The following is a 25,735-nucleotide window of genomic DNA, read 5'->3' on the forward strand; positions in this document are numbered from 1 at the left end:
GGGGGCCGTAAAGTTCTGCTGGCCGGTACTTTGCCGAATCGTGGGGAACGGGGATGCCGCAGATCGCGCCGCTCCAACCGGGGGACCCGACCCGGCTCGGTCCCTTCGTGCTGTCCGGCCGTCTCGGCGAGGGCGGCCAGGGCGTGGTCTACCTCGGCGAGGACCAGGCGGGCGAGCAGGCCGCGGTGAAGCTGCTGCACGTGAAGTTCAGCGGTGACGCGGTCGCCAGGTCCCGCTTCGCCCGGGAGTTGCGGGCCGCCCAGCGGGTGGCGAGTTTCTGCACCGCGCGGGTCATGGCGGCCGACCTGGAGGGCGACACGCCGTACATCGCGAGCGAGTTCATCGACGGGCGGTCGCTGCGCGAGACGGTCGAGGAGCGGGGGACGGTGACGGGCTCGGCGCTGGAGCGCCTGGCCGTCGGCACGGCCACCGCGCTCACCGCCATCCACCAGGCGGGGATCGTCCACCGCGACTTCAAGCCCGACAACGTGCTGCTCGCCGTCGACGGGCCCCGGGTGGTCGACTTCGGCATCGCCCGCATCCTCGACTCGACCGCGACGATCACCAGCCGGGCGATCGGCACGCCCGCCTACATGGCTCCCGAGCAGATCTCCGGCGGCAAGGTCGGGCCCCCCGCCGACGTCTTCTCGTGGGCCTCGACGATCGCGTACGCCGCGACCGGCACGGTCGTCTTCGGCGGTGACTCGATCGCGGCCGTGCTCAACCGCATCCTGAACCACGACATCGACACCTCGGCGCTGCCCGAGCCGCTCGCCGGGGTGGTGCGGGCGTGCCTGCGCAAGTCGCCGGACGAGCGCCCGACCGCCGACCAGATCCTGCTGCGCCTGCTCGGCCGTGCGGCGTCGGGCGACGCGTCCACGACGGTGCTCTCCGAGGGCGCCGCGCACGCGGCCGATCCCGCGGCCAGGCCATTCGCCGGACGCGCGGCCCCTCATCCCGGCGGGCAGCACGGCGGCTCGTACGGCGGGCAGTACGGCGGGTCTGGCGGCGACGCCCGAAGCGGCCCGCACCGGTTCACGGGGGCGGCCGGCAGCGGCCCGCGCGACTCCGCCGGCGGAGCCCGGTACGGCCCCCCCAGCGGTGCCCACAACGCGGCCCACAACGCGGCCCACAATCCGGTCCGCGACACGGCTCACGATCCGGCCCGCAACCCGGCCCGTAACGCGGCGCGCGACGCGGCCTGGAGCGACCGCTACGAGGACGCCACGGGCCCCGTGGTGAGCGTGGGGACCTGGGACACCGAGGCGGCCCGTGCGTTCCTGTCGCCCGCGGTCAGCACCGACGTGCGCGCGGGTGGGGACGTGGGTGCCGCCGTCCCCGCGGGCGGGCCCGCGAAGACCGGACCGCACGGATCAGGGCCGCATAGATCAGAGCCGCACGGATCAGGGCCCCAGGGTTCGGGGCCGCACGGGTTGGGTCCGCACGGATCAGAGCCGTACGGATCAGGGCCGCACGGCGGGGGGCGGGTGGAGCCGCACGATCCGGGGCCGGAGCCGTCCCGGCGGTCCCGGCGCAGGAACCTCCTGATCGCCGCGTGCGCGGCCGTGCTCGCCGTCCTGGCCGGCGGGGGCGTGCTCGTCGCGAACGGGATCGGCCTCCTCCCGAGGGCCGGCGGCGAGACCGGCGAGGCGGGAACCTCGTCGTCGAGCGGCCCCCGGCCCGGCCACACGTTCACGTCCGTGCTCGACAAGGTGGCGCGCACCGGGCGGCTCACCATCGGCGTACGCGGAGACCTGCCGGGCGTCGCCCTGCAGCAGGGAACGGGACCCAGCGGGTTCGAGGTCGACCTCGCCACGTACATCGCCAGGCGTCTCAAGGTCCCCGCGAGCGGGATCACCTTCCACCGGATCGGCGTCGGTGAACGGGTGCGGGCCCTGGCCGACGGCGTGGTGGACATGGTCGTCGCGACGTACTCCTACGACGACAACCGCGACGACGCCGTCACCTTCGCGGGCCCGTACTACACGGCCCACGCCGACCTGCTGGTGCTCGCCGGCTCGCGGGTCAGGAGGCTCGACGACCTCGCCGGCCGCCGGATGTGCGCGCCCGCCGGGAGCGCGACGGCCCGCCTCGTCGCGGGCAGGGTGGACGTCGAGCAGGTCCCGGCCGGCAACTACGCGGAGTGCATGAACCTGCTGACCAGCGGAAAGGTCGACGCGGTCCCCGGCGACGACCTGATCATCGCGGGCTTCGCGAACAGGGAGACGGGCCTGAAGCTGTCGGTGCTCGGCGTGCGGCTGCGAGACCAGCGGTACGCCGTCGGCCTGCCCAGGAAGGACCTGCGCACCTGCGCGGCCGTCGAGGGCGCGATCCAGGACCTGTACGACGACGGCACGATGCGGAGCCTGCTGCGCAAGCACTTCGGCAACGTCGACTTCGACTCCGAACGGAAGGCCCCGGCCCCGCTCTCCTGCCGCTGAGTCCCGCCCGCCGCGCGTCGGCCGTCAGGACTGCGCGCTTCGGGACCGCGCGCTTCGGGACTGCGCGCTTCAGGACCGGGCCTGGACCTCGGCGATGGCGTCGTCCGCCCACTGGAGCACCATGCGGGTCTGCCGGATCCCTAGGTCCAGGGCGAGATTGCCGAACTTGACCCGCGCCGTCCCCTCCGGGATGGGCGCCGAGTGCTTGGCCGTCCAGAGCGCTTCCAGCTGCGCCAGCTTCTGTTCCGAGTGGGCCCGCAACCGCTCCAGCACGGCCACCGCCTCCGGCGTTTCGAGCAGCGGGACGAGGAACGCCTGCAGCGCGACCTCGCTGCGCGCCGGGCCCGTGGGATCGTGGCCGAGCAGCCATTCGCGCAGCTCGGCGCGGCCCTCCGCGGTGATCGTGTAGATCTTGCGGCCCCGGGCGCCCTCCGCCTCGACCGTCACCAGCCCGTCCGACGCCATCTTGGCGAGCTCCGGATAGATCTGGCTGTGGCCGGCCTGCCAGACGTGGGCCACGGACTTCTCGAACGATTTGGCCAGGTCGTAGCCGCTCGCCGAGCCGTACGCAGTCAGCAGGCCGAGGAGAGCGATGCGCAGGGACATGCCCCCCACTATACCTCCGTATTGACATGTAAGCACTGACATGTCACCTTCGACACATGCGATCCAAGAACGGACTCCTCCTCTTCGCCGTGCTGGGCGGCATGTTCCTCGCGATGCTCGACCAGACGATCGTCGGCACCGCGCTGCCCAGGATCGTCGGCGAGCTCGGCGGCACCGGCCTCTACACCTGGGTGGTCACCGCCTATCTGCTGACCTCGACCATCACGGTCCCGCTGTACGGCCGGCTGTCCGACGCGTACGGCCGCAAGCCGCTCCTGCTGGTGGGGGTGGCGCTGTTCCTGCTCGGCTCGATCCTGTCGGGCGCCGCGCAGAGCATGGCGCAGCTCATCGCCTTCCGCGGCCTGCAGGGCCTGGGCGCGGGCGCGCTGCTGCCGCTGTCGCTCGCGCTGGTGGTCGACCTGTTCCCGCCGGAGCGCGGCGGGCGCGTGCAGGGCGCCCTCGGCGGGGTCATGGCGCTGAGCTACCTCGCCGGGCCGTTCCTCGGCGGCCTGTTCACCGACCACGCGAGCTGGCGCTGGGCCTTCTACGTGAACGTGCCGATCGGCGCCGTCCTGGTGGCGATCATCGTGTGGCGGCTGCCGCACCGGCCGGGGCACGGCGGGGCGCGGCCCGACTACCTCGGCATCGCCGTCTTCAGCGCCGCGATCAGCGCGCTGCTCGTCGGGCTGACCGAGAAGGGCGTCGACGGCCACACCTGGACGAGCGGGCCGGTGATCGGGCCGATCGCCGCGTCGCTCGCGCTGCTCGTGGTCTTCGTCGCGGTCGAGCGCCGGGTGGAGCAGCCCATCGTGCCGCTCCATCTCTTCGCGAACCGCACCTACTCCCTGGTCAACGTCGCATCGTTCTTCACCGCGTTCTGCATGTACGCGGGAGTGGTCTTCCTGCCGCGCTACTTCCAGGAGTCACGCGGCCTCAGCGCCACCTCCTCCGGGCTGCACATCTACCCGCTGATGCTGGCGATGGTGGCCGGCAGCGCGGTGACCGGCGCGCTCATCTCCCGCACCGGCCGCTACAAGCCCTGGCTCGTCGCCGCGACGGTTCTCCTGGTGGCGGGCACGACGTTGTGCGCGAACCTCGCCGTCGGCACCTCGGAGCCGCTGCTCGTCGTCTGGATGGCGCTGATCGGTCTCGGGATGGGGCCCATGCTCTCGGGCCTGACGGTGGCGATCCAGAGGTCCGTGCCGTCCCGGTACGTCGGCACGGCCAGCGCGAACCTGACGTTCTTCCGGCAGATCGGCGGCTCGGTCGCACTGGCCGTCGCGGGCACGGCGTACGCGTCGGTGGTGACCCGGGAGGCGCCGGCGCACGGCCTGCCCGCCGCGCACGCCGCCGCGACCGCGACGGTGATCCCCTGGCTCGGGGTCGCGGGCGCGGTGGTCGCGCTCCTCGCGCTCGCGCTGCTGCCCAACCGCGACCTGCGGCTCGACCGGTCCGCGGCACCGCGGGAGGACCTTGTCACGGCGTGAGATCACCCCGCCCCGGCGGGGCCGCGCGCGGCGTGTCGGGCGGTCGCGGGGACCGCCCGGACGATTGAATTGATCTCACGCTTTCGGGGGAGCAGCATGGGTCGCAGGGTCGTCACGGGTTTGGTCTGTGTCTTCGTCGCCGGAACGCCGCACCCGGCGCTCGCCGCGCCGGGGGCGGCGCCGGCGCAGGGCCGGTGGGGGACCGCCGATCTCATGGTCGGGATCACCGCGTCGCCGAAGGTGGCGCAACCCGGGCAGCCGCTGACCTACCACGTCAGCGTGCACAACCAGGGCCCGGGAGACGCGGTGCTGCCGACGCTGCGGGTCCGGCTGCCCCGCGACTTCCAGATCCTGAACGTCGGCGTGGCCGAGTGCGGGCCCGGCTCCGCCCGCAACGAGGTGGTCTGCCGGTCCTCCGACGACGTCCTGCCCGGCGGCTCGGGAGACATGACGATCACGGGCATGATCCGGCCGGGCGCGCACGGACCCCTCCGCGCGCGGGCCGACCTGACCTCCGAGGTGCTGGACGACGACGAGACCGACAACACGGCCGAGACGGTGACCAGGGTCGACGAAGGCGCCGACCTGGCCATGCGGTTCAGCTCCTCCACCCGGTACACCCGTCCCGGGCACTGGTTCGCCGTACGGGCGGAGGTACGCAACCGGGGGCCGCGGGTCGTCCGGGACGCCTACGTGTTCTTCCAGCCGCAGGAGGCCCGGCTCCTGTCGGCGACCGGGGCGCGCTGCCACCGGAACCGCCAGTTCGTCGGCTGCTCGCTGCCGCCGATCAGGTCGGGGTCGCGAGGGCTGCTCAAGCTGGTCTTCCGGGTGCCGTCCCGGGCCTCGCACGCCGTGGCGACGATGGCCACCGTCTACTCGCGCCGGTTCGGCGACCGCCGCCCGGCCAACAACCAGGCCAGCATGCGCGTGGCCCTGCGCCGCGCCTGACCGGCCGTCCGAGCCGTCGCCGCCCGCCGATCACGCCGCCCGCCGGCCCGGTCGGCCCAGTCGGCTCAGGCGGGCTTGGCGCAGGAGGCCCAGGCGTCGGCGACCATGTCGCGCAGGGAGCCGTGCGCCTGCTTCCAGCCGAGCTCGCGCTGGATCTTCTCCGGCGACGCGACCAGGACGGCCGGGTCGCCGGGGCGGCGCGGGGCGGTGGTCACCGGGATGGGGTGCCCGGTCACCTCCCGGCACACCTCGACGACCTCCTTCACCGAGAAGCCGGTGCCGCTGCCCAGGTTGTAGATCCGGTGCTCCCCGGGCGCGCAGGCGTCCAGGGCGAGCAGGTGGGCCACCGCGAGATCCGTGACGTGGACGTAGTCGCGGACGCAGGTGCCGTCCGGGGTGGGGTAGTCGGTGCCGAACACGCTCACCGACTCCCGCTCGCCGAGCGCCACCTTCAGGATGTTGGGGATCAGATGGGTCTCGACCGCGTGCCGTTCGCGATACTCGCCGTACGCTCCGGCCACGTTGAAGTAGCGCAGGCTGACCGCGCCCAGGCCGTACAGGCCGGCGAAGGCGGTCAGCGCGGTGTCCACGGCGAGCTTGGACGCGCCGTAGGGGTTGCCGGGCCGGGTCGGGTCGGTCTCCACGATGGGCGTGCGCTCCGGCTCGCCGTACGTCGCGGCGGTGGAGGAGAAGACGATCCGGTCCACCCCCGTGCGCCGCATGGCGTCGAGCAGCGCCAGCGTGCCGCCGAGGTTGTTCGACCAGTACAGGCCGGGCCGCTCCACCGACTCGCCCACCAGCGACTTGGCGGCGAAGTGGAGCACGGCGTCGAACCCCTCGGAGAGCACCCCCGCGGCCTCGGTGATCGACGCCTGCACGAACGAGGCGCCGGGCGGCACCGCGTCGGCGTGCCCGGTCGACAGGTCGTCGAGCACCGTGACCTCGTGCCCGCGCTCAAGGAGTTGCGCCGCCACGACGCTGCCGATGTACCCGGCTCCACCAGTAACCAGCAGCTTCACTGTGTACTCCTGTTCAAAAGTGTTTGATTATGTAGGCCCGGGACCTAGCTTACGCGCTTCCACTGAGGAGCGGGTTAAATGCCACCAGTACCGCAATCTCTGCGAGCCGCGGAGATCGCGGCGACCGGCCGGCATGCCTGACACCCGAACGGACAATTGACGTGAGCAACGTCGCGGTGACCATCGCCCTGGTCCTCATATTCATCCTGATCGGCGGGTTCTTCGCGGCGGCCGAGATGGCGATGGTCTCCCTGCGGGAGAGCCAGATCCGCCGTCTGAGCCGCGAGGGACGCCGCGGCGCGCGGGTGCAGAAGCTCGCCCGCGACCCCAACCGCTTCCTGTCCGCCATCCAGGTCGGCGTGACGGTGGCGACCGTGCTGTCGGCCGCCCTCGGCGCCGACGCGCTGGGCCCGGAGTTCGCCCCGGTCCTGGAGGGGTGGGGCCTGCGGCCGGACGTGGCCGCGCCCGCCGCCTTCGTGACGGTCACGCTCGCCATCTCGTACGTCACGCTCGTGCTCGGCGAGCTCGCGCCCAAGCGGCTCGGCCGTCAGCGGGCGGAGAGCCTGTCGCTCATGACCGCCCCGCTGCTCGACCGGATCGCCACGCTGTCGCGGCCGGTGATCTGGGTGCTGTCGAAGTCGACCAACGGCATCGTACGGCTGGTGGGCGGCAACCCGTCCGCCGACAGGGCGGCCATGACGACCGAGGAACTGCGCGACATGGTCGTGGGGCACAAGGAACTCACGCAGGACGAGCGCGACGTGATCGCCGAGGTGTTCGCGGCGGGCAAGCGCCAGCTCAGGGAGGTCATGCTGCCCCGCACCGAGGTCGAGTTCATGGCCGCGGACACGCCGCTCGCCGAGGCCGCGGTGCTCGCCGCCGCCATGCCGCACTCCCGTTTCCCGGTCTACCGCGACACCTACGACGACGTCATCGGGTTCGTCCACGTCCGGGACCTGCTCGACCCGGTCAGGACCGGGCGGCTGGAGCCGATCAGCGAGGTCGTGCCGATCCGGCCGGTCAAGCTCGTGCCGGCCAGCAAGCGGGTGCTCGCCACGCTCGCCGAGATGCGCGACGAGGGCCACCACCTCGCCATCGTGGTGGACGAGTACGGCGGCACCGACGGCATCGTGACGCTGGAGGACCTGGTCGAGGAGCTCGTCGGCGACATCCGCGACGAGTACGACGAGAGCGGCGACGCCGTACGGGTGATCGCCGGTGACGTGGAGGTCGACGGGCTGGTCAACCTGGACGAGTTCCACGCGCAGACGGCGGTGCGGCTGCCCGGCGGGCCGTACGAGACGCTGGGGGGCTACGTCATGGCCTTCCTCGGTCACCTGCCGCAGCGCGGCGAGGTCGCGGAGGCGCCGGGCGTCACGCTGACCGTGACCGAGATGGACGGCCGCCGGGTCTCCCGCGTCCGCGTCACCCGCAATCCCCCCGCGGAGGAGGGCTCCGCCGAAGAGCCCCCGGCCGCGACCGTCTGACGTCCGTCCGGGGCCCGGCGCGCGTGTCGCGGGCAGCCCGGGAGTCCTGACAGAATTGCCCCATGGCTCTCGCTCGCGTCCTGTCCGGCATCCAGCCCACCGCCGACTCGTTCCACCTGGGGAACTACCTCGGTGCCGTCCGGCAGTACGTCGCGTTGCAGGACACCCACGAGGCCTTCTTCTTCATCGCCGACCTGCACGCGCTGACGGTCTCCCCGAAGCCGGAGGAGCTGCGCCGCCGCACCAGGGTCGCCGCCGCCCAGCTCTTCGGGGCGGGCCTCGACCCGGAGCGCGCCTCGGTGTTCGCCCAGAGCCACGTACGCGAGCACAGCGAGCTCGCCTGGTACCTCATCTGCCAGACCGGCATGGGCGAGGCCGGGCGGATGACCCAGTTCAAGGACAAGTCCGCCAGGTACGGCGAGAGCTCGGCCGGAGTCGGCCTGTTCACCTACCCGATCCTCCAGGCGGCCGACATCCTGATCTACCAGGCCGACCAGGTGCCGGTGGGCGTGGACCAGAAGCAGCACCTGGAGCTCAGCCGCGACCTCGCGCAGCGCTTCAACAGCCGCTACGGCCCGACCTTCAAGGTGCCGAACCCCTACATTCTCAAGGAGGTCGAGAAGATCACCGACCTCCAGGACCCGACCGCGAAGATGTCCAAGTCGTCGTCGAGCCCACAGGGCATCATCGACGTCCTGGAGGAGCCGACCGCGCTGCGCAAGAAGATCATGCGTGCGGTGACCGACACCGGCAGCGAGGTCGTCGCCGACGAGGAGAACAAGCCGGGCGTCACCAACCTGCTGCGGATCCAGTCCGCGCTGACCGGCACGCCGATCCCCGAGCTGGAGGCCCGGTTCGCCGGGCAGGGCTACGGCACCTTCAAGAAGGAGGTCGCCGAGGCGGTCATCGAGACGTTCGCCCCGATCCGCGAGCGTACGGAGAAGCTGCTGGCCGACGAGGCCGAGCTCGACCGGCTGCTGGTCGCGGGCGCGGCCCGGGCCCGGGCGGTGGCCCGCGAGACGATGGCTCAGGTGCGCGAGCGCCTCGGCCTGCTGCCGTCCCCGCCCCTCGACTGACCGGCAGGCCCGCGTGAGCAGGCATCGAGCCCGCTCCGCGGGGTAGACAACCGCGATGAGGTTGGGGATCGTCGAGCAGGTCACCCGGCGGGTGGACGCGGTCAAGGCGACGGGCCGAGTGTGGATCGAGCGCAACCGGATCCGCTTCCGCGCGCTCGACCACCTCATCCGGACCGTGCAGCGCTACCAGGTGCAGACGGGTGACCGGCTGGCCGGCGCCATCACCTACTTCGCGTTCCTGTCGTTCTTCCCGCTGATCGCACTGGCCTTCGCGCTGTTCGGGTACGTCGTGACGATCCGCCCGGACGCGCTCGCCACGCTCACGGAGGCGATCAACAGCCAGCTTCCCGGGCTCGCCGGGCAGCTGCACATCGACCAGCTCGCCGGGGCGCGGGCGCGAGCCGGGCTCATCGGCCTGCTCGGCCTGCTCTACGCCGGCCTGGGCGCGATGGACGCGCTGCGCGGGGCCCTGCGCACCGTCTGGATGACCTGCGAGCCGCCGCTCAACTACTTCGTCGGCAAGCTGCGCGACCTCGTCGCGCTCGTGCTCATGGGTGTCGTCCTGCTCGCCTCGGTGATCGCGAGCGGCTTCGCCACCGGGGCCACGAACACGGTCGCCGGCTGGCTCGGCCTCGGCTCCTCACCGCTCGCCGGTCTCGGCGTCTGGCTCGCCGGGGTGGCCGCGAGCCTCGTCGCCGACCTGCTGCTCTTCCTGGTCATCCTCGGCTGGCTGGCCAAACCGGGGCAGCCGTTCCTCGTCGTGCTCAAGGGCGCGCTGCTGGGCGCGGTCGGATTCGGGGTGCTCAAGCAGCTCGCCGCGCTGATCCTCTCCAGCACCCTGCACAACCCCGTGTACGGCACGTTCGCGGTGGTCGTGGGGTTGCTGCTGTGGATCAACCTGTCGGCCCGGGTGATCCTCTACGCCGCCGCGTGGACGGCGACGGCCACCCTCGGCCCGCCTCCCGAGCCCACTCCGCTTCCCTCGCCCGCGACCACCCCCACCACCGGTCCCGCGTGACCGCGCGCCTCTAACGCGGGCGCAACCCCTTGAGCGCGGTCTCCACGATCGTGTCGGCGTACTCGGGAGTGAGAGGGCCGCTGCGCTGGAGCCACCGGTTGAGCAGCGGTCCCCACAGCATCTCGATCGCGACGTCCAGGTCCAGATCGCCGGAGAGCTGCCCGGCCCGCTGCGCGCTGCGCAGCCGCTGCTTCTTCAGCTCCTTCATCGGCCGGTCGAGCCGTTCGGCGTAGGCCGCGGCGAGCGCGGGGTCGTGCGGGATCTCCGTGTTGAGCGCGCGCATGGGCTCGTCGTACCGCGGGTCGTTCAGCTCGGCGACCGTGGCGCGCAGGACCGTCTTCAGGTCGGCCTCCAGGTCGCCGGTGTCAGGCAGCGCCGGCGAATCGCCCTCGCCCTCGCTGAGCATCAGGAACGCGTCGAAGAGCACCGCTCCCTTGGAGGGCCACCAGCGGTAGATGGTCTGCTTGCCGACCCCGGCCCGGGCGGCGATCCCCTCGATGCTCAGCTTCGCGTAGCCGACCTCGCCGACGAGTTCGAACGCCGCGGTGAGGATGGCCCGCCGTGAGGCCTCGCTGCGGCGTCTCGTGCCGGGAGTCGTGCCGTGCTGTGCCGTCATGCCGCCGAACCTACCAAAAATGAGACGAGACGGTCCGTCTTGACATGTTTCCGATGCGACGTCACTATTGGTCAAACGAGACGAGACGTCTCGTCCAGTATTGACAATCCGATTGGAGCCGCATGCGTACGACGACCGACGATTCGGGCCGGGTCTGGTTCATCACCGGTGCGGGACGGGGCCTCGGCCGGGCGTTCGCCCGGGCCGCGCTCGACAACGGCGACCGGGTGGTGGCCGCGACCCGGACCGTCGCGCCGCTGGAGGACCTGGCCGCCGAACACGAGGACAGGCTGTTCGTGCACCCTCTGGACGTCACCGACCGCGCGGCGGTCTTCGCCGCGGTCGCCCGGGCGGCCGAACGCTTCGGCCGGCTCGACGTCGTGGTGAACAACGCCGGGATCATGTGCATGGGGATGATCGAGGAGTTCACCGAGGCTGAGGCCCGGGCTCAGATGGAGACCAACTTCTTCGGCGCGTTGTGGGTCGGTCAGGCCGTAATGCCCCGCCTGCGGGCCCAGCGGTCCGGGCACATCGTGCAGATCTCCAGCATCGGAGCGCTCGGCGGTTTCCCCACCACGGGGTTGTACAGCGCGAGCAAGTTCGCTCTGGAGGGGATGAGCGAGGCTCTGGCGATGGAGGCCGCGCGGTTCGGGGTCAGGGTCACCATCGTCGAGCCCGGCGGCTACTGGACCAACCTCTACAGCGGCATGACCGCGACCACGCCGATCCCTGACTACGCACCCCTGCGGGCGGAGCTGGAGAAGCAGTGGGCCGAGGGATCGGTGGACAGCGACCCCCGGCTGGCCGCCGAGGCCGTGCTGAGGCTCGTCGGCAGCGACGAGCCGCCGCTGCGGCTGCTGCTGGGCGGCACGGCCTACGACCTGGCCTTCGACGTCTCCCGCCGGCGGATGGAGACCTGGGCCCAGTGGGAGGAGGTCAGCCGCGCCGCCGAGCACGCCATCCCCGCCCCTCCCGCTGTCTGACGGGCGCTGTTCGACGGGCGCCGTCCGGCAGGGGCCGTCTAGCCGGCGGTGTCGCCGGGGGTCCTCCGGCGGCGGCGCAGGGCGTACGCGCCGCCGAGGGCGAGCGCCGCCAGCGCTCCGCCGCCGGCGAGCAGGGGGACGGCCATCCCCGAGCCGCCCGCGGCGGGCTCCTTGCCCGCCACCCGGCGCGCGTCACCGCCCGAGCCGTCCGCCGCGCCGGGCGTCCGCGTGGGCCGTACGGCCAGGGCGGACGACGAGGGCGCGGGGTCGGGCACCGGTTTGACCAGTTCGCCGATGGGGGCGACCCGGCTGCGCGCGGCGAAGCCCCAGTCGAGCAGCTTGGAGACCTCCTCCCAGAAGCCGCCGGGGTGATGCATGATCACGACGATGATCGTGTGGCCGTCGCGGCGGGCCGCGCCCACGAAGCTGCCGAGAGCCTTCGACGTCCAGCCGTTCTTCACGCCGAGCATGCCCTTGTAACGCCCGAGCAGCCGGTTGTGGTTGGCCATCTCGTAGTAGGCGGGCGCCGGGGACTCGCTGGGGTCGGAGTCGTCGTGGTGCTTCTTCTTCTTTTTCTTGCCGTAGTCCTTGGGCGCCGGGAACTTGGCGACCTTCGTGCTGATGTACTCGCGGAAGGCCGGCATCGCCAGCCCGGCCCTGGCGATGAGGGCGAGGTCGTACGCCGAGCTGCGCTGGCCGGGGGCGTCCAGGCCGTTCGGCGTCTTGGCCACCGTGTCGTACGCCTGGAGTTTGCGCGCCTGTCTGTTCATGTCGGCGAGCGTCCTGGGCAGGCCGCCGTTGGCCTCGGCGAGCGCGACCGCGGCGTCGTTGGCGGAGACCATGAGGAGGGCCCGCATGAGGTCGTCGATCTTGTAGATCGGTTCGGGAACGATCCCGACGGCGCTGCCCTCGACGTTGCAGGCCTTCTCGCTCGGCTTGATCTTGCGATTCTTGTCCAGCCTGGGGATCAGCGTCACGGCCGTGAGCGTCTTCAGGGTGCTCGCCGGCAGATAGCGCCCGTGCGGGTCCTTCGCCGCGAGCACCGCGCCGGTGTCCGCGTCGGCGACGAGGTAGGCGGAGGACTCGGTCTTGGGCGGCGCCTTGAAACCGTCCGGCGCGATGACGCCGTGACCGGCCAGCCGTTCCCCGCCGACGGTGGCGGCCCCCGCCGTTCCGGTGGTCCCGGCGGCCGCGGTCCCGCTCGCCCGCGGGGCCGGCGGACTCGGCACGGCACGCGTTCCGGCGGCGGGAGAGGCGCCGAGCAGCGCCGTCGTCAGCAGCCCCGCCGTCGCCCCGGCCGCGGTGAGGGCCCGTAGGTTCGTCCCCATAGGTGGCTCAGCCTAGCCTCGACTGTTTTCGCATGAAGCGACATATGCCCCATAGACCTCGGGGCCACGCGGAGAGCCGTCGATACTGTGAGCATGACGAGACGTGTCTCCGCCTTTCTCGTGGCGCTCGCCGCGTTCATGATCTTCGAGTGGATCAACCTGGGCTTCAACCTCGCCGACGGGCACAAGACGTCCTTCTACGTCGTCCACGGGGTGCTGATCGCGGTGAACATCCTCCTGGCGCTGACGCTCGCGGCCGTGGGCGTGCGGGGATGGATGAGGGGTAGGGCTGACCTCTGACGACGTTGTCCGGCACGACCAAGTGATGGAGGCAAGCGGTGACGATCGAGTTCAATCCCTCGCGGGGTGCGACGCTCGGGGTGGAGTGGGAGCTTCAGCTCGTCGACACGCACACGCGGCATCTGCGCCAGGACGCGAGGGACGTGCTCGCCGCGGTCCCCGACCTCAGTGAGGGCCAGCGGCCCAAGGCGATGCACGAGCTGATGCAGTCGCAGGTCGAGATCATCACCGACGTCTGCCACACGGTCGCGGAGGCCGTACAGGATCTGCGCAAGAGCATCGGCCGGCTGACCGAGGCGGTCGAGCCGCGCGGCATCGCGCTCGCCTGCACCGGGACCCACGCGATCAGCGACTGGCGGGACGCCGTCTACGCGCCCAACCAGCGGTACGTCGAACTGGTCGAGGAGATGCAGTGGCTCGCCTGGCGCATCCAGACCTTCGGCGTGCACGTCCACGTGGGCGTCCGGGACCGGGACAAGGTCATCCCGATCGTCAACGCCCTCGCGGCGTACCTCCCGCACTTCCTGGCGCTCACCTCCTCCAGCCCCTACTGGGGCGGGCAGGACACCGGGCTGGCGTCGAGCCGGGCCATCGTCTTCGGCTCGCTGCCCACCGCCGGGCCGCCGCACCTGCTGGCCGACTGGGCCGAGTTCGAGGAGTACATGGACACGCTGATCAAGGCGGGCACGATCCGCAGCATCAAGGAGGTGTGGTGGGACATCCGGCCGCACCCCGACTTCGGCACGATCGAGATCCGGATGTTCGACGGCATCCCCACGCCGCGCGAGGTCGGCATGGTCGCCGCGCTGTCCCAGTGCCTCGTGCAGCAGTTCGACCAGCAGATCGACCGGGGCTACACGCTGCCGCATCCGGCGGCGTGGGTGGTGCGTGACAACAAGTGGCGCGCGACGCGGTATGGTCTCGACGCGGACGTGATCACCGACGACCATGGCTCCACGGCGCCGATGCGCGACGTATTGTATGAACTTCAGCGCGAACTCGAACCGGTCGCCGAGCGGCTCGGCTGTGCCGAGGAACTGGCGGTCGTGACCGACGTGCTGGAGCAGGGAAGCTCCTCCGAGCGCCAGCGGGCGATCCTCGCCGACGGAGGGAGCCTCCAGGACGTGGTCGATGCCACGATCATCGAGCTCGCCGAGGACAGGTTCGTGACGTCGAACCCCAACCGCGACGCCGGGCATTCGGGCTCCTGAAGGGGTACGCCTGAGATGTACCGGGAAACTTCGCCGCAGTTCTGACAACAGGCGGTGACCGGTGTAAATACTGGGCAATCCGCCGTATCAAGGGGCCGCGGCATGGAAGGATTGTGAATGAAGGGTCGGTGGAGGCGAGACACGCCCGCTCGACCCTTCTGGGCTTTTTCATGACTTTTAGTGATCATATGGACGATCCGATGACCCGTGGCCGGGACGGCTCACCGGAGAAGGGAAGACCCGTGGCCACCTCATCGAAGCTCGCTACGCCGGACGCGGCCGTGCCGGGAAGTGCCGACCTGGCCGGGCAACTGGCGGACTTCCTTCGCGAGCACAACGATGAGCTGATCGAGTTCCGGCGCGATCTGCACGCGCATCCGGAGATCGCCTTCAGCGAGCATCGCACGACGGAGAAGATCGCCGAGCGCATGACCGACGCCGGTCTCACGCCGCACCCGCTGTCCCGCGGGACCGGCCTGTGGGTGGACCTCGGCCGGGGCGAAGGGCCGACGATCGCCCTGCGCGCCGACATCGACGCGCTGCCGATGGAGGACGAGAAGGACGTCCCCTATCGCTCCACGAACCCGAACGCCTGCCACGCCTGCGGCCACGACGTGCACACCACCATGGTCGTCGGCGCGGGGCTGTTCCTGGCGTCGCAGGCCGACGCGGGCGCGCTGCCCGGCCGGGTACGGCTGATCTTCCAGCCCGCCGAGGAGGTGGCGAGCGGCGCCCTGGAGGTCATGCGCGACGGCGGCCTGAACGACGTCGACCGCATCTTCGCGCTGCACTGCGACCCGCGCCTCGACGCCGGTCACGTCGGCCTGCGCACCGGCCCGATCACCGGGTCCTGCGACAGCCTGCGCATCCGGGTGGCCGGCCCCGGCGGGCACACCGCCCGGCCCCACCTGACCGTGGACCTCGTCTACGCGCTCAGCAAGATCGTCACCGAGCTGCCGGCCGCGCTGTCGCGGCGCGTGGACCCCCGGTCCAGCCTCAGCCTCGTGTGGGGCCAGATCTCGGCCGGGTCCGTGGCCAACGCGATCCCGGACGTCGGCATGGCCCAGGGCACGGTCAGGTCCCTGGACGAGGAGGCCTGGCACCAGGCCCCCGACCTCGTCAAGGCGCTGCTCGACTCGGTCGCCTGCGCGTACGGCGTGGACGCCGAGATCGACTACCGGCGCGGCACGCCGCCCACGGTGAACGAGGCCACCAGCATCCAGATGCTGCACGACGCGGTCACCCAGATCATCGGCGAGGGCAGGGCCGTGCCCACCCCGCAGAGCCTCGGCGGCGAGGACTTCTCCTGGTACCTCGAATCGGTGCCCGGCGCGCTCGCCCGGCTCGGCACCCGGCCGCCGGGTGTCGTGGACGAGGTCGACCTCCACCGGCCGCAGTTCGACGTGGACGAGCGCGCCATCGGCGTCGGCGTCAAGGTGCTCGCCGCCACGGCGCTCACCGCCCTGTGGGGCGGCAACCGCTGACACGTCGAGGCGGTGCGTGCCGGGTCCCGACCTGCCGCACCGCCCGGGTTCTCGCTTGACGCCTCCGCGCCGCCGGGGCCTTCGCGCCCTCGGCGTCGGTGGTCACGTATAGCGCAGCAAGTAGGCGCCCGCACCGCCGCCGGTGGCAAGGAGGCCACCCCCGGGATGCCACGCGATTCCCGTTACCGGCCCGGCGACGCGTAACGCGGCGAGGCACGCCGCGGTGGTCACGTCCCACACACGTACGGTGCCGTCGTTGCTCGCGCTGGCCAGGACGGCGCCGTCCGGAGAGAACGCGCACCGGTCGACCCAACTCGTGTGCCCGCGAAGGACGGCGCGGGGAGCGGCGGCCGCCAGGTCCCACAGGATGATCGTCCCGTCGTCGCTGGAACTGGCGATCATCGATCCGGCCGGCGCGAACGCACACCCGTTCACGACGTCCGTATGGCCTTCGAGAACCATCTCCGGTCGGCCGTCACGCCACACGCGCACAGTGCCGTCGTTGCCGCCACTGATCACACGTGCGCCGTCGGGGGAGAACGCGCAGTCGTTCACACGGTCGGCGTGGCCCCGCAGCACCGTGAGCACCTCGCCGTCCCGTGCCCGCCACAGCCGGACCGTTCGATCGTCGCTCGGCGTCGCGAGCAGTCTTCCATCGGGAGAGAACCGGCAGCCGTTGACGCCTTCGGTATGGCCCGTGAGTTCGACCTCCGGCGAGCCGGAGCGCCACAGCCGCGCGATGCCGTCCGAACTGGACGTCGCCAGCACTGCGCTGTCAGGGGAGAAGGCGCACCCGTTGACCCGGCCCCCATGGCCGGAGAGGGACGCCACCTCTACGCCGTCCTCGATGCGCAGCACGCGTGCGGTGAGGTCATCGCTCGCGGTGGCCAGCAAGCGGCCGTCGGGGGAGAACGCGCACCCGCGGACCCAGGCCCGTTGTGCCGACAGGACCGACGAGGTGCCGTCGGCGGTGCGCCAGATCCGCGCCGTCCCGTCATAGGCCGCGGTGGCCATCAGCCCGCCGTCACGCGAGAACGCGCATCGCCGGATCCAGGCGGTGTGCCCAGACCAGACCTGGAACTGCACACCGTCGCGCCACAGCCGCACCGTTTCGTCGTGACCGGTCGTCGCGAGCCTTCCGTCCGGCGCGAACTGGCAGTCCGTGACGAAGCCCCGATGTCCGGTCAGCACTCCGGCCGAGGAACCGTCGCGGGTGTCCCACAGTCGCACCATCGAGTCCGCACCGACAGTCGCCAGCAGTCCGTCGGCGGAGAACGAACATCCCTGCACCCGGTCGGTGTGGCCGTGCAGCCTCACGAGCAGGCGTCGGTCGCGAACGGACCAGAGCCGCACGATCCGATCGTGTCCCGCGGTCGCGAGCAGCATGCCGTCGGGAGAGAAGGCACAACAGGTGACGGGCCCCGCGTGGCTCATCAGCACCGCCACGCAGGCGCCGTCCGGGACCGACCACAGCCGCGCGGAGCCGTCCGTGCTCACGGTCGCAAGTAGCGTGGCGTCCGGAGAGAAAGCGCAGTCGCCGACCAGCCCGCGGTGGCCCACCAGGATTTCTTGGGGCGTGGCGTCGCTCACTCGCCAGAGCCGTACGGTGTGGTCGTCGCCTCCCGTGGCCAGCAGCGTGCCGTCGGGGGAGAACGCGCATGTCCAGATGCCGCCGCTGTGTCCTTCCAGCACTCCTCGCGCCGTCCCGTCCGGTGTGTGCCAGAGCCGGACCGTCTGATCGTCACTGGAGGTGGCCAGCAGCGTGCCGTCCGGTGAGAAGGCACAGTCGGTGACTCCGCCGGTGTGGCCGACGGACGCCTCCCGGTCGGGTAACGGCCACGCCGGCTCCAGGCGTGGGCGCGGCAGGGTGCGGCGGTAGGCCGAATACACCTCTTCGAGCCCTTCGACGCCCCGCACGCGGCTGGCCAGAGTGGCGCCGATCGCAGTGGCGGGGTCGATGGGGCCGAACAACCGTGCGACCGGTGCCAGCACCGACCGGAGAGCTCTCGCGGCGGGTGTGGCACCGAGTTCGAGATCGGTCAGCGCGCCGACGAGCGACCCCTGGTGCAGCGTCTTCGCCGCCACCCACCGTAGATCGCTCACGGGTTCGATCGGCAGGCCCGCCTTGTGCACGTGGTAGGGCAGGAACCGCCACAGGTACTCGGCCTCGGCGGGGAGGTCCCACCACTTGTCGCCGACCAGCCGTTCGACACCCCGTACCAGCCGGACGTGCACCGACGCCTCGTCTGTGAGGCAGGTTCTCAGGTAGCTCCGGATCACGTCGTGGAGCAGTAGGCGTGGGCCGGGCGCATCGAGCCGGTAGTCCGCGATCAGCCCGACGCTCGTGAGCTCCTCACAGGCCGCCTCCACGTCACCTGGCCACAGCAAGGAGAGGACGGTCAACGGAATCGGCACGTCCTCCGGGAAGATCGCGAGATCCAGACAGCGTGCCCGTCCGGCAGGCGACAACAGCCCCAGGCTCGCCTCCACGGTGGCGGCGACCGCCTGGGCGCGGTCAGCCGGCCGGGACGGGTCCAGCGCGGCGGGACCCTGCGCGGTCAGGCGTCCCAGCACCCAGTCGACGGCTTCGGCGCTCGCCTCACCGCGAGCCGTCCGGCGCCGCAGCACCCTGTTGACCAGCCCCAGGAGCACCGGCCACCGGCCGCACGCGGCCGCCAGCGCGTCGGCCCGCCCTGCCGGGAAGTCGGTGATTCCCTGGGTGATCACCAGCCTCGCCTGCTCCGGGGACATGACGTCCACCAGGAAGCGTGCCGCGGCGGGGGGCAGCAGATCCGGGACGCGGGTCGTGACCAGCCTCGTGCACCTTCCGCCACCTACCCGGAACGGCCGCAGTTGCGATTCGTGCCAGACGTCGTCCAGGACCAGCAACAGGGGATCCCGCTCATCCAGCAGTCGTCCCAGTTCCGCGCCTGCGATCAGTGGATCGGCGATCGAGGGCCGCCGTCCCGACACCACGAACGCCAGATCGTTGATCCGCTCGGCGAGCGCGGCGTCGCGGGTCTCCTGGCCGATCGTCAGCCACAGCAGGCCGCCGCGGTAGAAGTCGTACACCTCCGGGCGGTGACACGCCCAGGCCGCGAGGGTGGTCTTGCCGAAGCCGCCCGCTCCGTGCAGCGCGGTGGACAGCCCGATCTCCTGTGCGTCGGCCGCGAGCAGGGTCTCCAGCAGCACATCTCCCACCTCGGGCCGTTCGATCACGTGGTCGAGCGGAGGCGCCATCCATGGCCGAGTGGCGGGCGCTGCGGGACCGATCAACTGGCCGACCTGAACGACATTACCGACAATGACGCCGGAAATCTCGTTCCTGATCTGCGGCGGCTCGGACACCTGATTGATATCGTCCGGTATCTTTCCCCGTTCTCGTTCAGTCGAAGGTTATTCCGCCATGGATTTCGCGGGCCTGGACGACGTTCTTCGCCTGGCCCGTGAAGGAGTTCACGACCGCGTTGTTCTGTGCCTGAACCCACAGAGCGTGGCAGTCCCGCTTGAACGCGGGGTCGCGGGCGAACTCGGCGTCGATCACCTCGGCTGCCTGTTCCTCGTCGTCGAGGACCGCCGGTCTGTCGCGGAAACGCCTGCGGATCCGGCCGACGAGGGTGGCGAGAGCGTCACCCGCTGATTCGCCGGTACGTGTCGCGAGGCCGGTCGCCACGGCGCCGGCGATCGCCACGGTGATGGGATCCAATGAAACCTCCGTGGTTCCGGACCGCAAGTCGGGGCTGCACCCTCCATGATGAGCGAGAAAAGGGAGACAGAAAAGCATCCGATGCCGGCTTGGTCGCCTCTGCCATGGCCGTCGCGGCTGCTTCAATCATGGTGGGCGAAGCGCGCGCGGGACCTTGTTCATCGGTGGCCGGAGGGCCTACAGCGATGATTCTCCGCGCACCGGTCCGGGCCGCAGGACCATGGCCCCGGCGCTCCGCCAAGGTCGGCACGGGCGTGGGCATCCGGGCGGCCCGGGTGCGAGATCGTTCATGGGGAGGTAACGGTTCCCCCGGCTAAGTCGCTGGTCACAGCCCGGACTGGGCTCAATAACGGACATGTTGCGGAGTGGTATGCGGGTTTGGTCTATGCAGGTCAAACAACTATCTTCCGTGCAGGGTTGCCGTGCGTTCCTGCGTGCGTGCGACGAGGGACGGCGGGGAACGGAAGGGGAGTCAACATCTTGCTCCGCAATCGAGTTAGCAGACTGGCCGCCGCCACCATGGGTGGCGCCTTGCTCATGGCCGCCGCCGCGTGTGGGGGCGGCGACGACACCACCACCGGGGCCACGGCCGGCGCGTCCTCCGCGCCCGCCGCCGCCGGCGCGAAGGTGGGCATGGCGTACGACATCGGCGGCCGCGGCGACGGTTCGTTCAACGACGCCGCCGCCAGGGGCCTCGACCAGGCCGAGTCGGAGCTGAAGATCGAGAAGAAGGAACTGGAGGCGACGGCGGGGGAGACCGACGCCCAGAAGGAGGAGCGGCTGCGCCTGCTCGCCAACGGCGGGTACAACCCGGTCATCGCGGTGGGCTTCGTCTACTCGGGCCCCTTGGTGAAGGTCGCCAAGGAGTTCCCCGACGTCAAGTTCGCCATCGTCGACGACGACGCCGCCAAGGCCGACAACATCACCAACCTGATGTTCGCCGAGGAGCAGGGGTCGTTCCTCGTCGGCGCCGCGGCGGCGCTGAAGTCCGAGAAGGGCAACATCGGCTTCGTGGGCGGCGTCGACGTGCCGCTGATCCACAAGTTCGAGGCGGGCTTCGAGGCCGGCGCGAAGGCCGTCAAGCCGGACATCAAGATCCAGACCAAGTACCTCACCCAGCCCCCGGACTTCGGCGGCTTCGGCGACCCGGCCAAGGGCAAGACCGCCGCGACGGGCATGTACGACGCCGGCGCGGACGTGGTCTACCAGGCGGCCGGCGGCTCCGGCGGGGGCGTGTTCGAGGCGGCCAAGGCCGCCAAGGCGATGGCGATCGGGGTCGACTCCGACCAGGCGGCCCTCCCGGCGTACGCCGACTTCAAGGACGTGATCATGACGTCCATGATCAAGAAGGTCGACGTGGCCGTCTTCGACTTCCTGAAGAACTTCACCTCCGGCACGGTCAAGGCCGGTCCGGCCATCTACGACCTCAAGGCCGGCGGCGTCGACTACTCCACGACCGGCGGCAAGATCGACGACATCAAGCCGAAGATCGACGAGTACAAGCAGAAGATCATCAGCGGCGAGATCTCGGTCCCGAGCTCCTGACCTGCGCAATCAAGGGGCCCGGTGGCACCCGCCCCGGGCCCTTTTGTTCTACTCTGACTACCACTTGACCGTCATCGGGCACTCCGCGAGGAGGAGGCCGCCATTACCGTCGCCACCGCTACGGCACCCGCAGTAGAGCTCTCCGGGATCACCAAGAGGTTCCCGGGAGTCGTCGCCAACAGCGACATCCACCTCCGCGTCGCCCGAGGGCACATCCACGCCATCGTCGGCGAGAACGGCGCGGGCAAGTCCACGCTCATGAAGATCCTCTACGGGATGCAGCGGCCCGACGAGGGCGAGATCCGCGTCGACGGGTTACCCGTGGGGTTCCACACTCCCGCCGACGCCATCTCCGCCGGCATCGGAATGGTCCACCAGCACTTCATGCTGGCCGACAACCTGACCGTCCTGGAGAACGTGGTGCTCGGCAGCGAGCCCCGCCGAGGCGGGGTCGCCCTCGACTTCGCCGCCGCGCGCAGGAAGATCAAGGACATCTCCGACGCGTACGGCCTGGGCGTGCGCCCCGACGTGCCGGTGGAGGAGCTGGGGGTCGGCGACCGCCAGCGGGTGGAGATCCTGAAGGTGCTCTACCGGGGCGCCCGCATCCTGATCCTGGACGAGCCGACCGCCGTGCTCGTGCCGCACGAGGTGGACGAGCTGTTCGACAACCTGCGCGGCCTGGTCCGCGAGGGACTGACGATCCTGTTCATCTCCCACAAGCTGGACGAGGTGCTGCGGGTCGCCGACGCCATCACCGTCATCCGGCGCGGCACCACGGTCGCGACCGTGGACCCGAAGGACGTCACCTCCCGCAAGCTCGCCGAGCTCATGGTCGGCAGCGCGCTGCCCAGCCCCGAGACCCGCGAGTCGACCGTCACCGACGTCGTCGCCCTGTCCGTACGCGACCTGACCGTGCGCACCGGCGACGGGCGCCCGGTGGTCGGGAACGTGAGCTTCGACATCCGCAAGGGCGAGGTGCTCGGCATCGCGGGCGTCGAGGGCAACGGCCAGGCGGAACTGGTCGAGGCGATCATGGGCATGCGCCCCTGCGAGGTGGCCGCGCTCACCCTCGGCGGCGCCGACATCTCCCAGTGGCCGACGCTCAGACGGCGCGCGGGCGGGATCGGCTACATCCCCGAGGACCGCCACCGGCACGGCCTGCTGCTGGAGTCCCCGCTGTGGGAGAACCGCATCCTCGGTCACCAGACGCGCAGGCCGAACGTCAGGGGGCCGTGGATCGACCGCGCGGGCGCGCGGGCCGACACCCGGCGGATCGTCGAGGACTACGACGTCCGCACCCCCGGGATCGACGTGGACGCCGCCGCGCTGTCCGGCGGCAACCAGCAGAAGCTGATCGTCGGCCGCGAGATGAGCGGTGACCCCGTGCTGCTCATCGCCAGCCATCCCACCCGCGGCGTCGACATCGGCGCGCAGGCGGCGATCTGGGACCACCTGCGCACCGCGCGTGCCGCCGGGCTGGCCGTGCTGCTGATCTCCGCGGACCTGGACGAGCTGATCGGGCTGTCCGACACGCTCAAGGTGATCCTGCGCGGCAGGATCGTCGCCGACGTCGATCCCGCGAACGTGACGCCCGAGCAACTGGGCTCGGCGATGACCGGCGCCGGGGAGGGCGTATGAACGGCTTCCTCGACCGGGTGCTCGGCCGGGTCCGCCTGGGCGGCTGGCTCGCCGTGGCCGCGCCGGTCGTCGCGGTCGTCTTCGCGGTGCTGATCACCTCGGTGGTCCTGCTCGTCGCCGGCAAGGAGCCGGTGGAGGCGTTCACCACGCTCGCGGACTACGGCACCCAGCCGCGGTCGATGGTCATGATCCTCAACACCGGGGTCATGTACTACATCTCCGCGCTCGCGGTGGCCGTCGGCTTCCGGATGAACCTCTTCAACATCGGCGTGGACGGCCAGTACCGCCTCGCGGCCGTGATCGCGGCCGGGCTCGGCGGCGCCGCCGTCGTCCCCGGCGTGCTGAACATCGTCCTCGTGGTCGTCGCCGCGGTGGTCGTCGGGGCGCTGTGGGCCGCCATCGCCGGCCTGCTCCGGGTCTACCGGGGCGTGAGCGAGGTCATCTCGACCATCATGCTGAACGCGATCGCCACGGGCCTCGGGTCCTGGCTGGTCAGCGAGCACTTCGGCGTGCTGACCGGCAACGACCTCGGCACCCGGCCGATCCCCGACGACGCGCACGTGCCCGGCATCCCGCTCGTCGCGGGCACGCCGGTGCTGGTCAACGGGTTCATCGTGGTCGCGATCCTGCTCGGCGCCGCGTACTGGGTCGTGCTCAACCGCACCCGGTTCGGCTTCGAGCTGCGGGCGACCGGCAAGTCCGAGTCGGCCGCGGTGGCCAGCGGGGTCGGCGTGAAGAAGATGATCGTCGTCACGATGGTCATGTCGGGGGCGATCGCGGGCCTGATCGGCATGCCGGAGCTGCTCGGCGCCTCCTACAAGTACAGCAACAACTTCCCCGCCGGCCTCGGCTTCACCGGCATCGCGATCGCCCTGCTCGGCCGCAACAGCCCGGTCGGCATGGCGGTCGGCGCGCTGCTGTGGAGCTTTCTGGACAACTCGTCGAACCAGCTCCAGCTGCTCGACATCTCCAAGGAGATCGTCCAGATCATGCAGGGCGTCGTCGTGCTCTCCGTGATCATCGCGTACGAGCTGGTCCACCGGTACCGGCTCGTGGCGGAGCAGCGCCGGGTGAGCCGCCAGCTCGCCGCCCCGGCGGAGCCGCCCAAGGCGGAGGCGGCGGTATGAGCGGGCGAATCGGTGAACGCGGCGCGGCGGACGGAACTGAGGAGACGGCATGACGGCGACGGACCTTCCGGTCGAGCGCCCGGTCGAGACGCCTCCGGCGCGGCGGTTCCGGCTGTCGGCGCCGGTGCTCCTGCTCGGGCTGGCCGGGCTGGTGGTGCTGCTGTCGGTCGCGCGCCTGGTGACCGGGGCGAACGACATCACGTCGGCGGGCACGGTCAGCGCCGCGCTCGGCCTCGCCGTGCCGATCGGCCTCGCCGGGCTCGGCGGCCTGTGGTCGGAGCGGGCCGGCGTGGTCAACATCGGCCTCGAAGGCATGATGGTGCTCGGCACGTGGTTCGGCGCCTGGGGCGCGCTCCAGTTCCACAGCCCGTGGGCGGGCGTGCTCGCCGGCGCGATCGGCGGCGCGCTGGGCGCGGCGATCCACGCGGTCGCGACCGTGACCTTCGGCGTCGACCACATCATCTCCGGCGTCGCGATCAACATCGTCGGCGTCGGCGTCACGCAGTACCTGTCCCAGCTCGTCTTCAACGGCATGCCGGGCGGCGGCACCAAGAACTCCCCGCCGCTGCCGAAGATGGGCACGGTGAGCCTGGGCTTCCTCGACGACCCGCTGCGTACCGTCGAGGCGAACCACTGGTTCGTGCTGTCCGACTTCGCGGGCATGCTGCGGGGCATCACCCAGGGCGTGTCCTGGTTCACGATCCTGGCGATCCTGCTGGTCCCGCTGTCGCTCTACATCCTGTGGCGCACGCCCTTCGGGCTGCGCCTGCGGGCGTGCGGTGAGCGGCCGGTCGCGGCCGAGTCGCTTGGCGTGAACGTCTACCTCTACAAGTGGGCCGCGGTGCTCGTCTCCGGCCTGCTCGCCGGGCTCGGCGGCGCGTTCCTGTCGCTGGTGGCCGCCGGCATCTACCGGGACGGCCAGACGGGCGGGCGCGGCTACATCGGCCTCGCCGCCATGATCTTCGGCAACTGGCGGCCGGGCGGGCTCGCCGGGGGCGCCGCGCTGTTCGGCTACACCGACGCGCTCCAGCTCCGCCAGGGCGGCATCTCGGTGCACGCGCTGCTGCTGGTCGTCGCCCTGCTGCTCGCCGCCGTGGCGGTCTACCAGCTCGTACGGCAGCGGCGGGCAGTCGCGGCGCTCGTCACCGGCGTCGTGGCGATCGCGGTGTTCGCGGTCTTCGCCCTGACGGACACCGTTCCGGAGCAGTTCACCTCGTTCACCCCCCACCTGACCACGCTGCTGGTGTTGTCGCTGGCATCGCAGCGGCTGCGGATGCCGGCGGCCGACGGCGTCCCGTACCGAAGGGGGCAGGCGAAATGACCATCGACTGGGAGGCGCTGCGCGAGGCGGCCCGCGAGGCCATGACCCACGCGTACGCGCCGTACTCGAAGTTCCCGGTGGGCGCGGCGGCGCTGGCCGACGACGGCCGCACCGTCACCGGCTGCAACGTGGAGAACGCGTCGTACGGCATCGGGCTGTGCGCCGAGTGCGGGCTCGTCTCGGCGCTGCACGCGAGCGGCGGCGGCCGGCTGGTGGCCTTCACCTGCGTGGACGGCCACGGCGAGCTGCTGATGCCGTGCGGGCGCTGCCGCCAGCTGCTGTTCGAGCACGGCGGCGCCGATCTGCTGGTGGAGACGCCCGACGGGCCGATGCGGATGGCGGACTTCCTGCCGTTCGCCTTCGGGCCAGACGACCTTTCGCGATAAAGGGGGAA

21 protein-coding genes are annotated in these 25,735 nt (G+C 71.2%); 15 read left to right on the top strand and 6 right to left on the bottom strand.

What is annotated here, in order from left to right; translation table 11 throughout:
* Positions 1-53 precede the first annotated feature (53 nt).
* On the top strand, positions 54-2,441 hold the full coding sequence (locus tag HHX37_RS12295) for a serine/threonine-protein kinase (protein ID WP_182885461.1): 2,388 nt from the start codon (positions 54-56) through the stop codon (positions 2,439-2,441).
* 69 nt (positions 2,442-2,510) lie between these two features.
* Here HHX37_RS12295 and HHX37_RS12300 read toward each other — a convergent pair whose 3' ends face one another.
* Positions 2,511-3,047 (bottom strand): PadR family transcriptional regulator, encoded by a 537-nt coding sequence (locus HHX37_RS12300; RefSeq protein ID WP_182885462.1) that lies wholly within the window; start codon positions 3,045-3,047, stop codon positions 2,511-2,513.
* A 56-nt stretch (positions 3,048-3,103) separates the two neighbouring features.
* Between HHX37_RS12300 and HHX37_RS12305 the strand changes: the two genes are divergently transcribed.
* Both HHX37_RS12305 and HHX37_RS12310 read left to right on the top strand, forming a co-directional pair.
* Entirely contained in the window at positions 3,104-4,534 is a 1,431-nt protein-coding gene (locus HHX37_RS12305) for an MDR family MFS transporter (RefSeq protein ID WP_182885463.1), read from the top strand.
* Positions 4,535-4,630: 96 nt separating this feature from the next.
* Positions 4,631-5,482: a CARDB domain-containing protein gene (locus HHX37_RS12310; protein ID WP_182879695.1), complete on the top strand. Its 852-nt coding sequence runs from the start codon at positions 4,631-4,633 to the stop codon at positions 5,480-5,482.
* Between the two features lie 65 nt (positions 5,483-5,547).
* Here HHX37_RS12310 and galE read toward each other — a convergent pair whose 3' ends face one another.
* Complete coding sequence (gene galE / locus HHX37_RS12315; protein WP_182885464.1) at positions 5,548-6,501, bottom strand: UDP-glucose 4-epimerase GalE; 954 nt, start codon at positions 6,499-6,501, stop codon at positions 5,548-5,550.
* Positions 6,502-6,662: 161 nt separating this feature from the next.
* Between galE and HHX37_RS12320 the strand changes: the two genes are divergently transcribed.
* The 3 genes from HHX37_RS12320 (at position 6,663) to HHX37_RS12330 (ending at position 10,082) form a co-directional block, all read left to right on the top strand.
* Positions 6,663-7,988, top strand: coding sequence for a hemolysin family protein (locus HHX37_RS12320; protein ID WP_182874010.1), 1,326 nt, complete (start codon positions 6,663-6,665; stop codon positions 7,986-7,988).
* A gap of 62 nt (positions 7,989-8,050) precedes the next feature.
* Positions 8,051-9,064 carry a tryptophan--tRNA ligase gene (gene trpS, locus HHX37_RS12325; protein ID WP_182885465.1) on the top strand — a complete coding sequence of 338 codons (1,014 nt, stop codon included), beginning with the start codon at positions 8,051-8,053 and terminating at the stop codon, positions 9,062-9,064.
* 55 nt (positions 9,065-9,119) lie between these two features.
* On the top strand, positions 9,120-10,082 hold the full coding sequence (locus HHX37_RS12330) for a YihY/virulence factor BrkB family protein (RefSeq protein ID WP_182879698.1): 963 nt from the start codon (positions 9,120-9,122) through the stop codon (positions 10,080-10,082).
* Between the two features lie 10 nt (positions 10,083-10,092).
* Here the strand turns inward: HHX37_RS12330 and HHX37_RS12335 are convergent, their stop codons facing one another.
* A complete protein-coding gene (locus tag HHX37_RS12335; protein ID WP_182885466.1) occupies positions 10,093-10,698 on the bottom strand; it encodes a TetR/AcrR family transcriptional regulator in 606 nt (201 codons plus the stop codon).
* Between the two features lie 122 nt (positions 10,699-10,820).
* Between HHX37_RS12335 and HHX37_RS12340 the strand changes: the two genes are divergently transcribed.
* Positions 10,821-11,681 carry an SDR family NAD(P)-dependent oxidoreductase gene (locus HHX37_RS12340; protein WP_182885467.1) on the top strand — a complete coding sequence of 287 codons (861 nt, stop codon included), beginning with the start codon at positions 10,821-10,823 and terminating at the stop codon, positions 11,679-11,681.
* A gap of 38 nt (positions 11,682-11,719) precedes the next feature.
* Here HHX37_RS12340 and HHX37_RS12345 read toward each other — a convergent pair whose 3' ends face one another.
* The gene (locus HHX37_RS12345; RefSeq protein ID WP_182874006.1) at positions 11,720-13,009 is read right to left on the bottom strand and encodes a D-alanyl-D-alanine carboxypeptidase family protein; all 1,290 of its coding nucleotides are present in this window, start codon (positions 13,007-13,009) and stop codon (positions 11,720-11,722) included.
* A gap of 93 nt (positions 13,010-13,102) precedes the next feature.
* Between HHX37_RS12345 and HHX37_RS12350 the strand changes: the two genes are divergently transcribed.
* The 3 genes from HHX37_RS12350 to HHX37_RS12360 all read left to right on the top strand — a co-directional run bounded on the left by HHX37_RS12350 (position 13,103) and on the right by HHX37_RS12360 (position 16,004).
* The gene (locus tag HHX37_RS12350) at positions 13,103-13,309 is read left to right on the top strand and encodes an SCO4848 family membrane protein (RefSeq protein ID WP_220498736.1); all 207 of its coding nucleotides are present in this window, start codon (positions 13,103-13,105) and stop codon (positions 13,307-13,309) included.
* A gap of 38 nt (positions 13,310-13,347) precedes the next feature.
* Entirely contained in the window at positions 13,348-14,520 is a 1,173-nt protein-coding gene (locus HHX37_RS12355; protein WP_182879702.1) for a glutamate--cysteine ligase, read from the top strand.
* A gap of 242 nt (positions 14,521-14,762) precedes the next feature.
* On the top strand, positions 14,763-16,004 hold the full coding sequence (locus HHX37_RS12360) for an amidohydrolase (protein WP_396775460.1): 1,242 nt from the start codon (positions 14,763-14,765) through the stop codon (positions 16,002-16,004).
* A gap of 102 nt (positions 16,005-16,106) precedes the next feature.
* Here the strand turns inward: HHX37_RS12360 and HHX37_RS12365 are convergent, their stop codons facing one another.
* Positions 16,107-19,223: an NB-ARC domain-containing protein gene (locus HHX37_RS12365; protein ID WP_182885468.1), complete on the bottom strand. Its 3,117-nt coding sequence runs from the start codon at positions 19,221-19,223 to the stop codon at positions 16,107-16,109.
* 166 nt (positions 19,224-19,389) lie between these two features.
* Positions 19,390-19,710, bottom strand: coding sequence for a hypothetical protein (locus HHX37_RS12370; RefSeq protein WP_182885469.1), 321 nt, complete (start codon positions 19,708-19,710; stop codon positions 19,390-19,392).
* Positions 19,711-20,229: 519 nt separating this feature from the next.
* Here HHX37_RS12370 and HHX37_RS12375 point away from each other — a divergent pair.
* From HHX37_RS12375 to HHX37_RS12395, 5 genes are all read left to right on the top strand, one after another.
* Positions 20,230-21,255: a BMP family lipoprotein gene (locus HHX37_RS12375; protein ID WP_165900500.1), complete on the top strand. Its 1,026-nt coding sequence runs from the start codon at positions 20,230-20,232 to the stop codon at positions 21,253-21,255.
* A gap of 102 nt (positions 21,256-21,357) precedes the next feature.
* Positions 21,358-22,893, top strand: a complete 1,536-nt coding sequence (locus HHX37_RS12380; protein ID WP_182885667.1) for an ABC transporter ATP-binding protein — start codon at positions 21,358-21,360, stop codon at positions 22,891-22,893.
* Complete coding sequence (locus HHX37_RS12385; protein ID WP_182885470.1) at positions 22,890-24,020, top strand: ABC transporter permease; 1,131 nt, start codon at positions 22,890-22,892, stop codon at positions 24,018-24,020. Before HHX37_RS12380 ends, HHX37_RS12385 begins: the two co-directional genes overlap by 4 nt.
* 49 nt (positions 24,021-24,069) lie before the next feature.
* Positions 24,070-25,341, top strand: a complete 1,272-nt coding sequence (locus tag HHX37_RS12390; protein WP_182885471.1) for an ABC transporter permease — start codon at positions 24,070-24,072, stop codon at positions 25,339-25,341.
* On the top strand, positions 25,338-25,727 hold the full coding sequence (locus HHX37_RS12395) for a cytidine deaminase (protein ID WP_111698348.1): 390 nt from the start codon (positions 25,338-25,340) through the stop codon (positions 25,725-25,727). The genes HHX37_RS12390 and HHX37_RS12395 overlap by 4 nt, the downstream gene beginning before the upstream one ends.
* Positions 25,728-25,735 lie beyond the last annotated feature (8 nt).

It is taken from the genome of Microbispora sp. H10885 (assembly GCF_014161415.1).
Classification (GTDB): Bacteria; Actinomycetota; Actinomycetes; order Streptosporangiales; family Streptosporangiaceae; genus Microbispora; species Microbispora triticiradicis.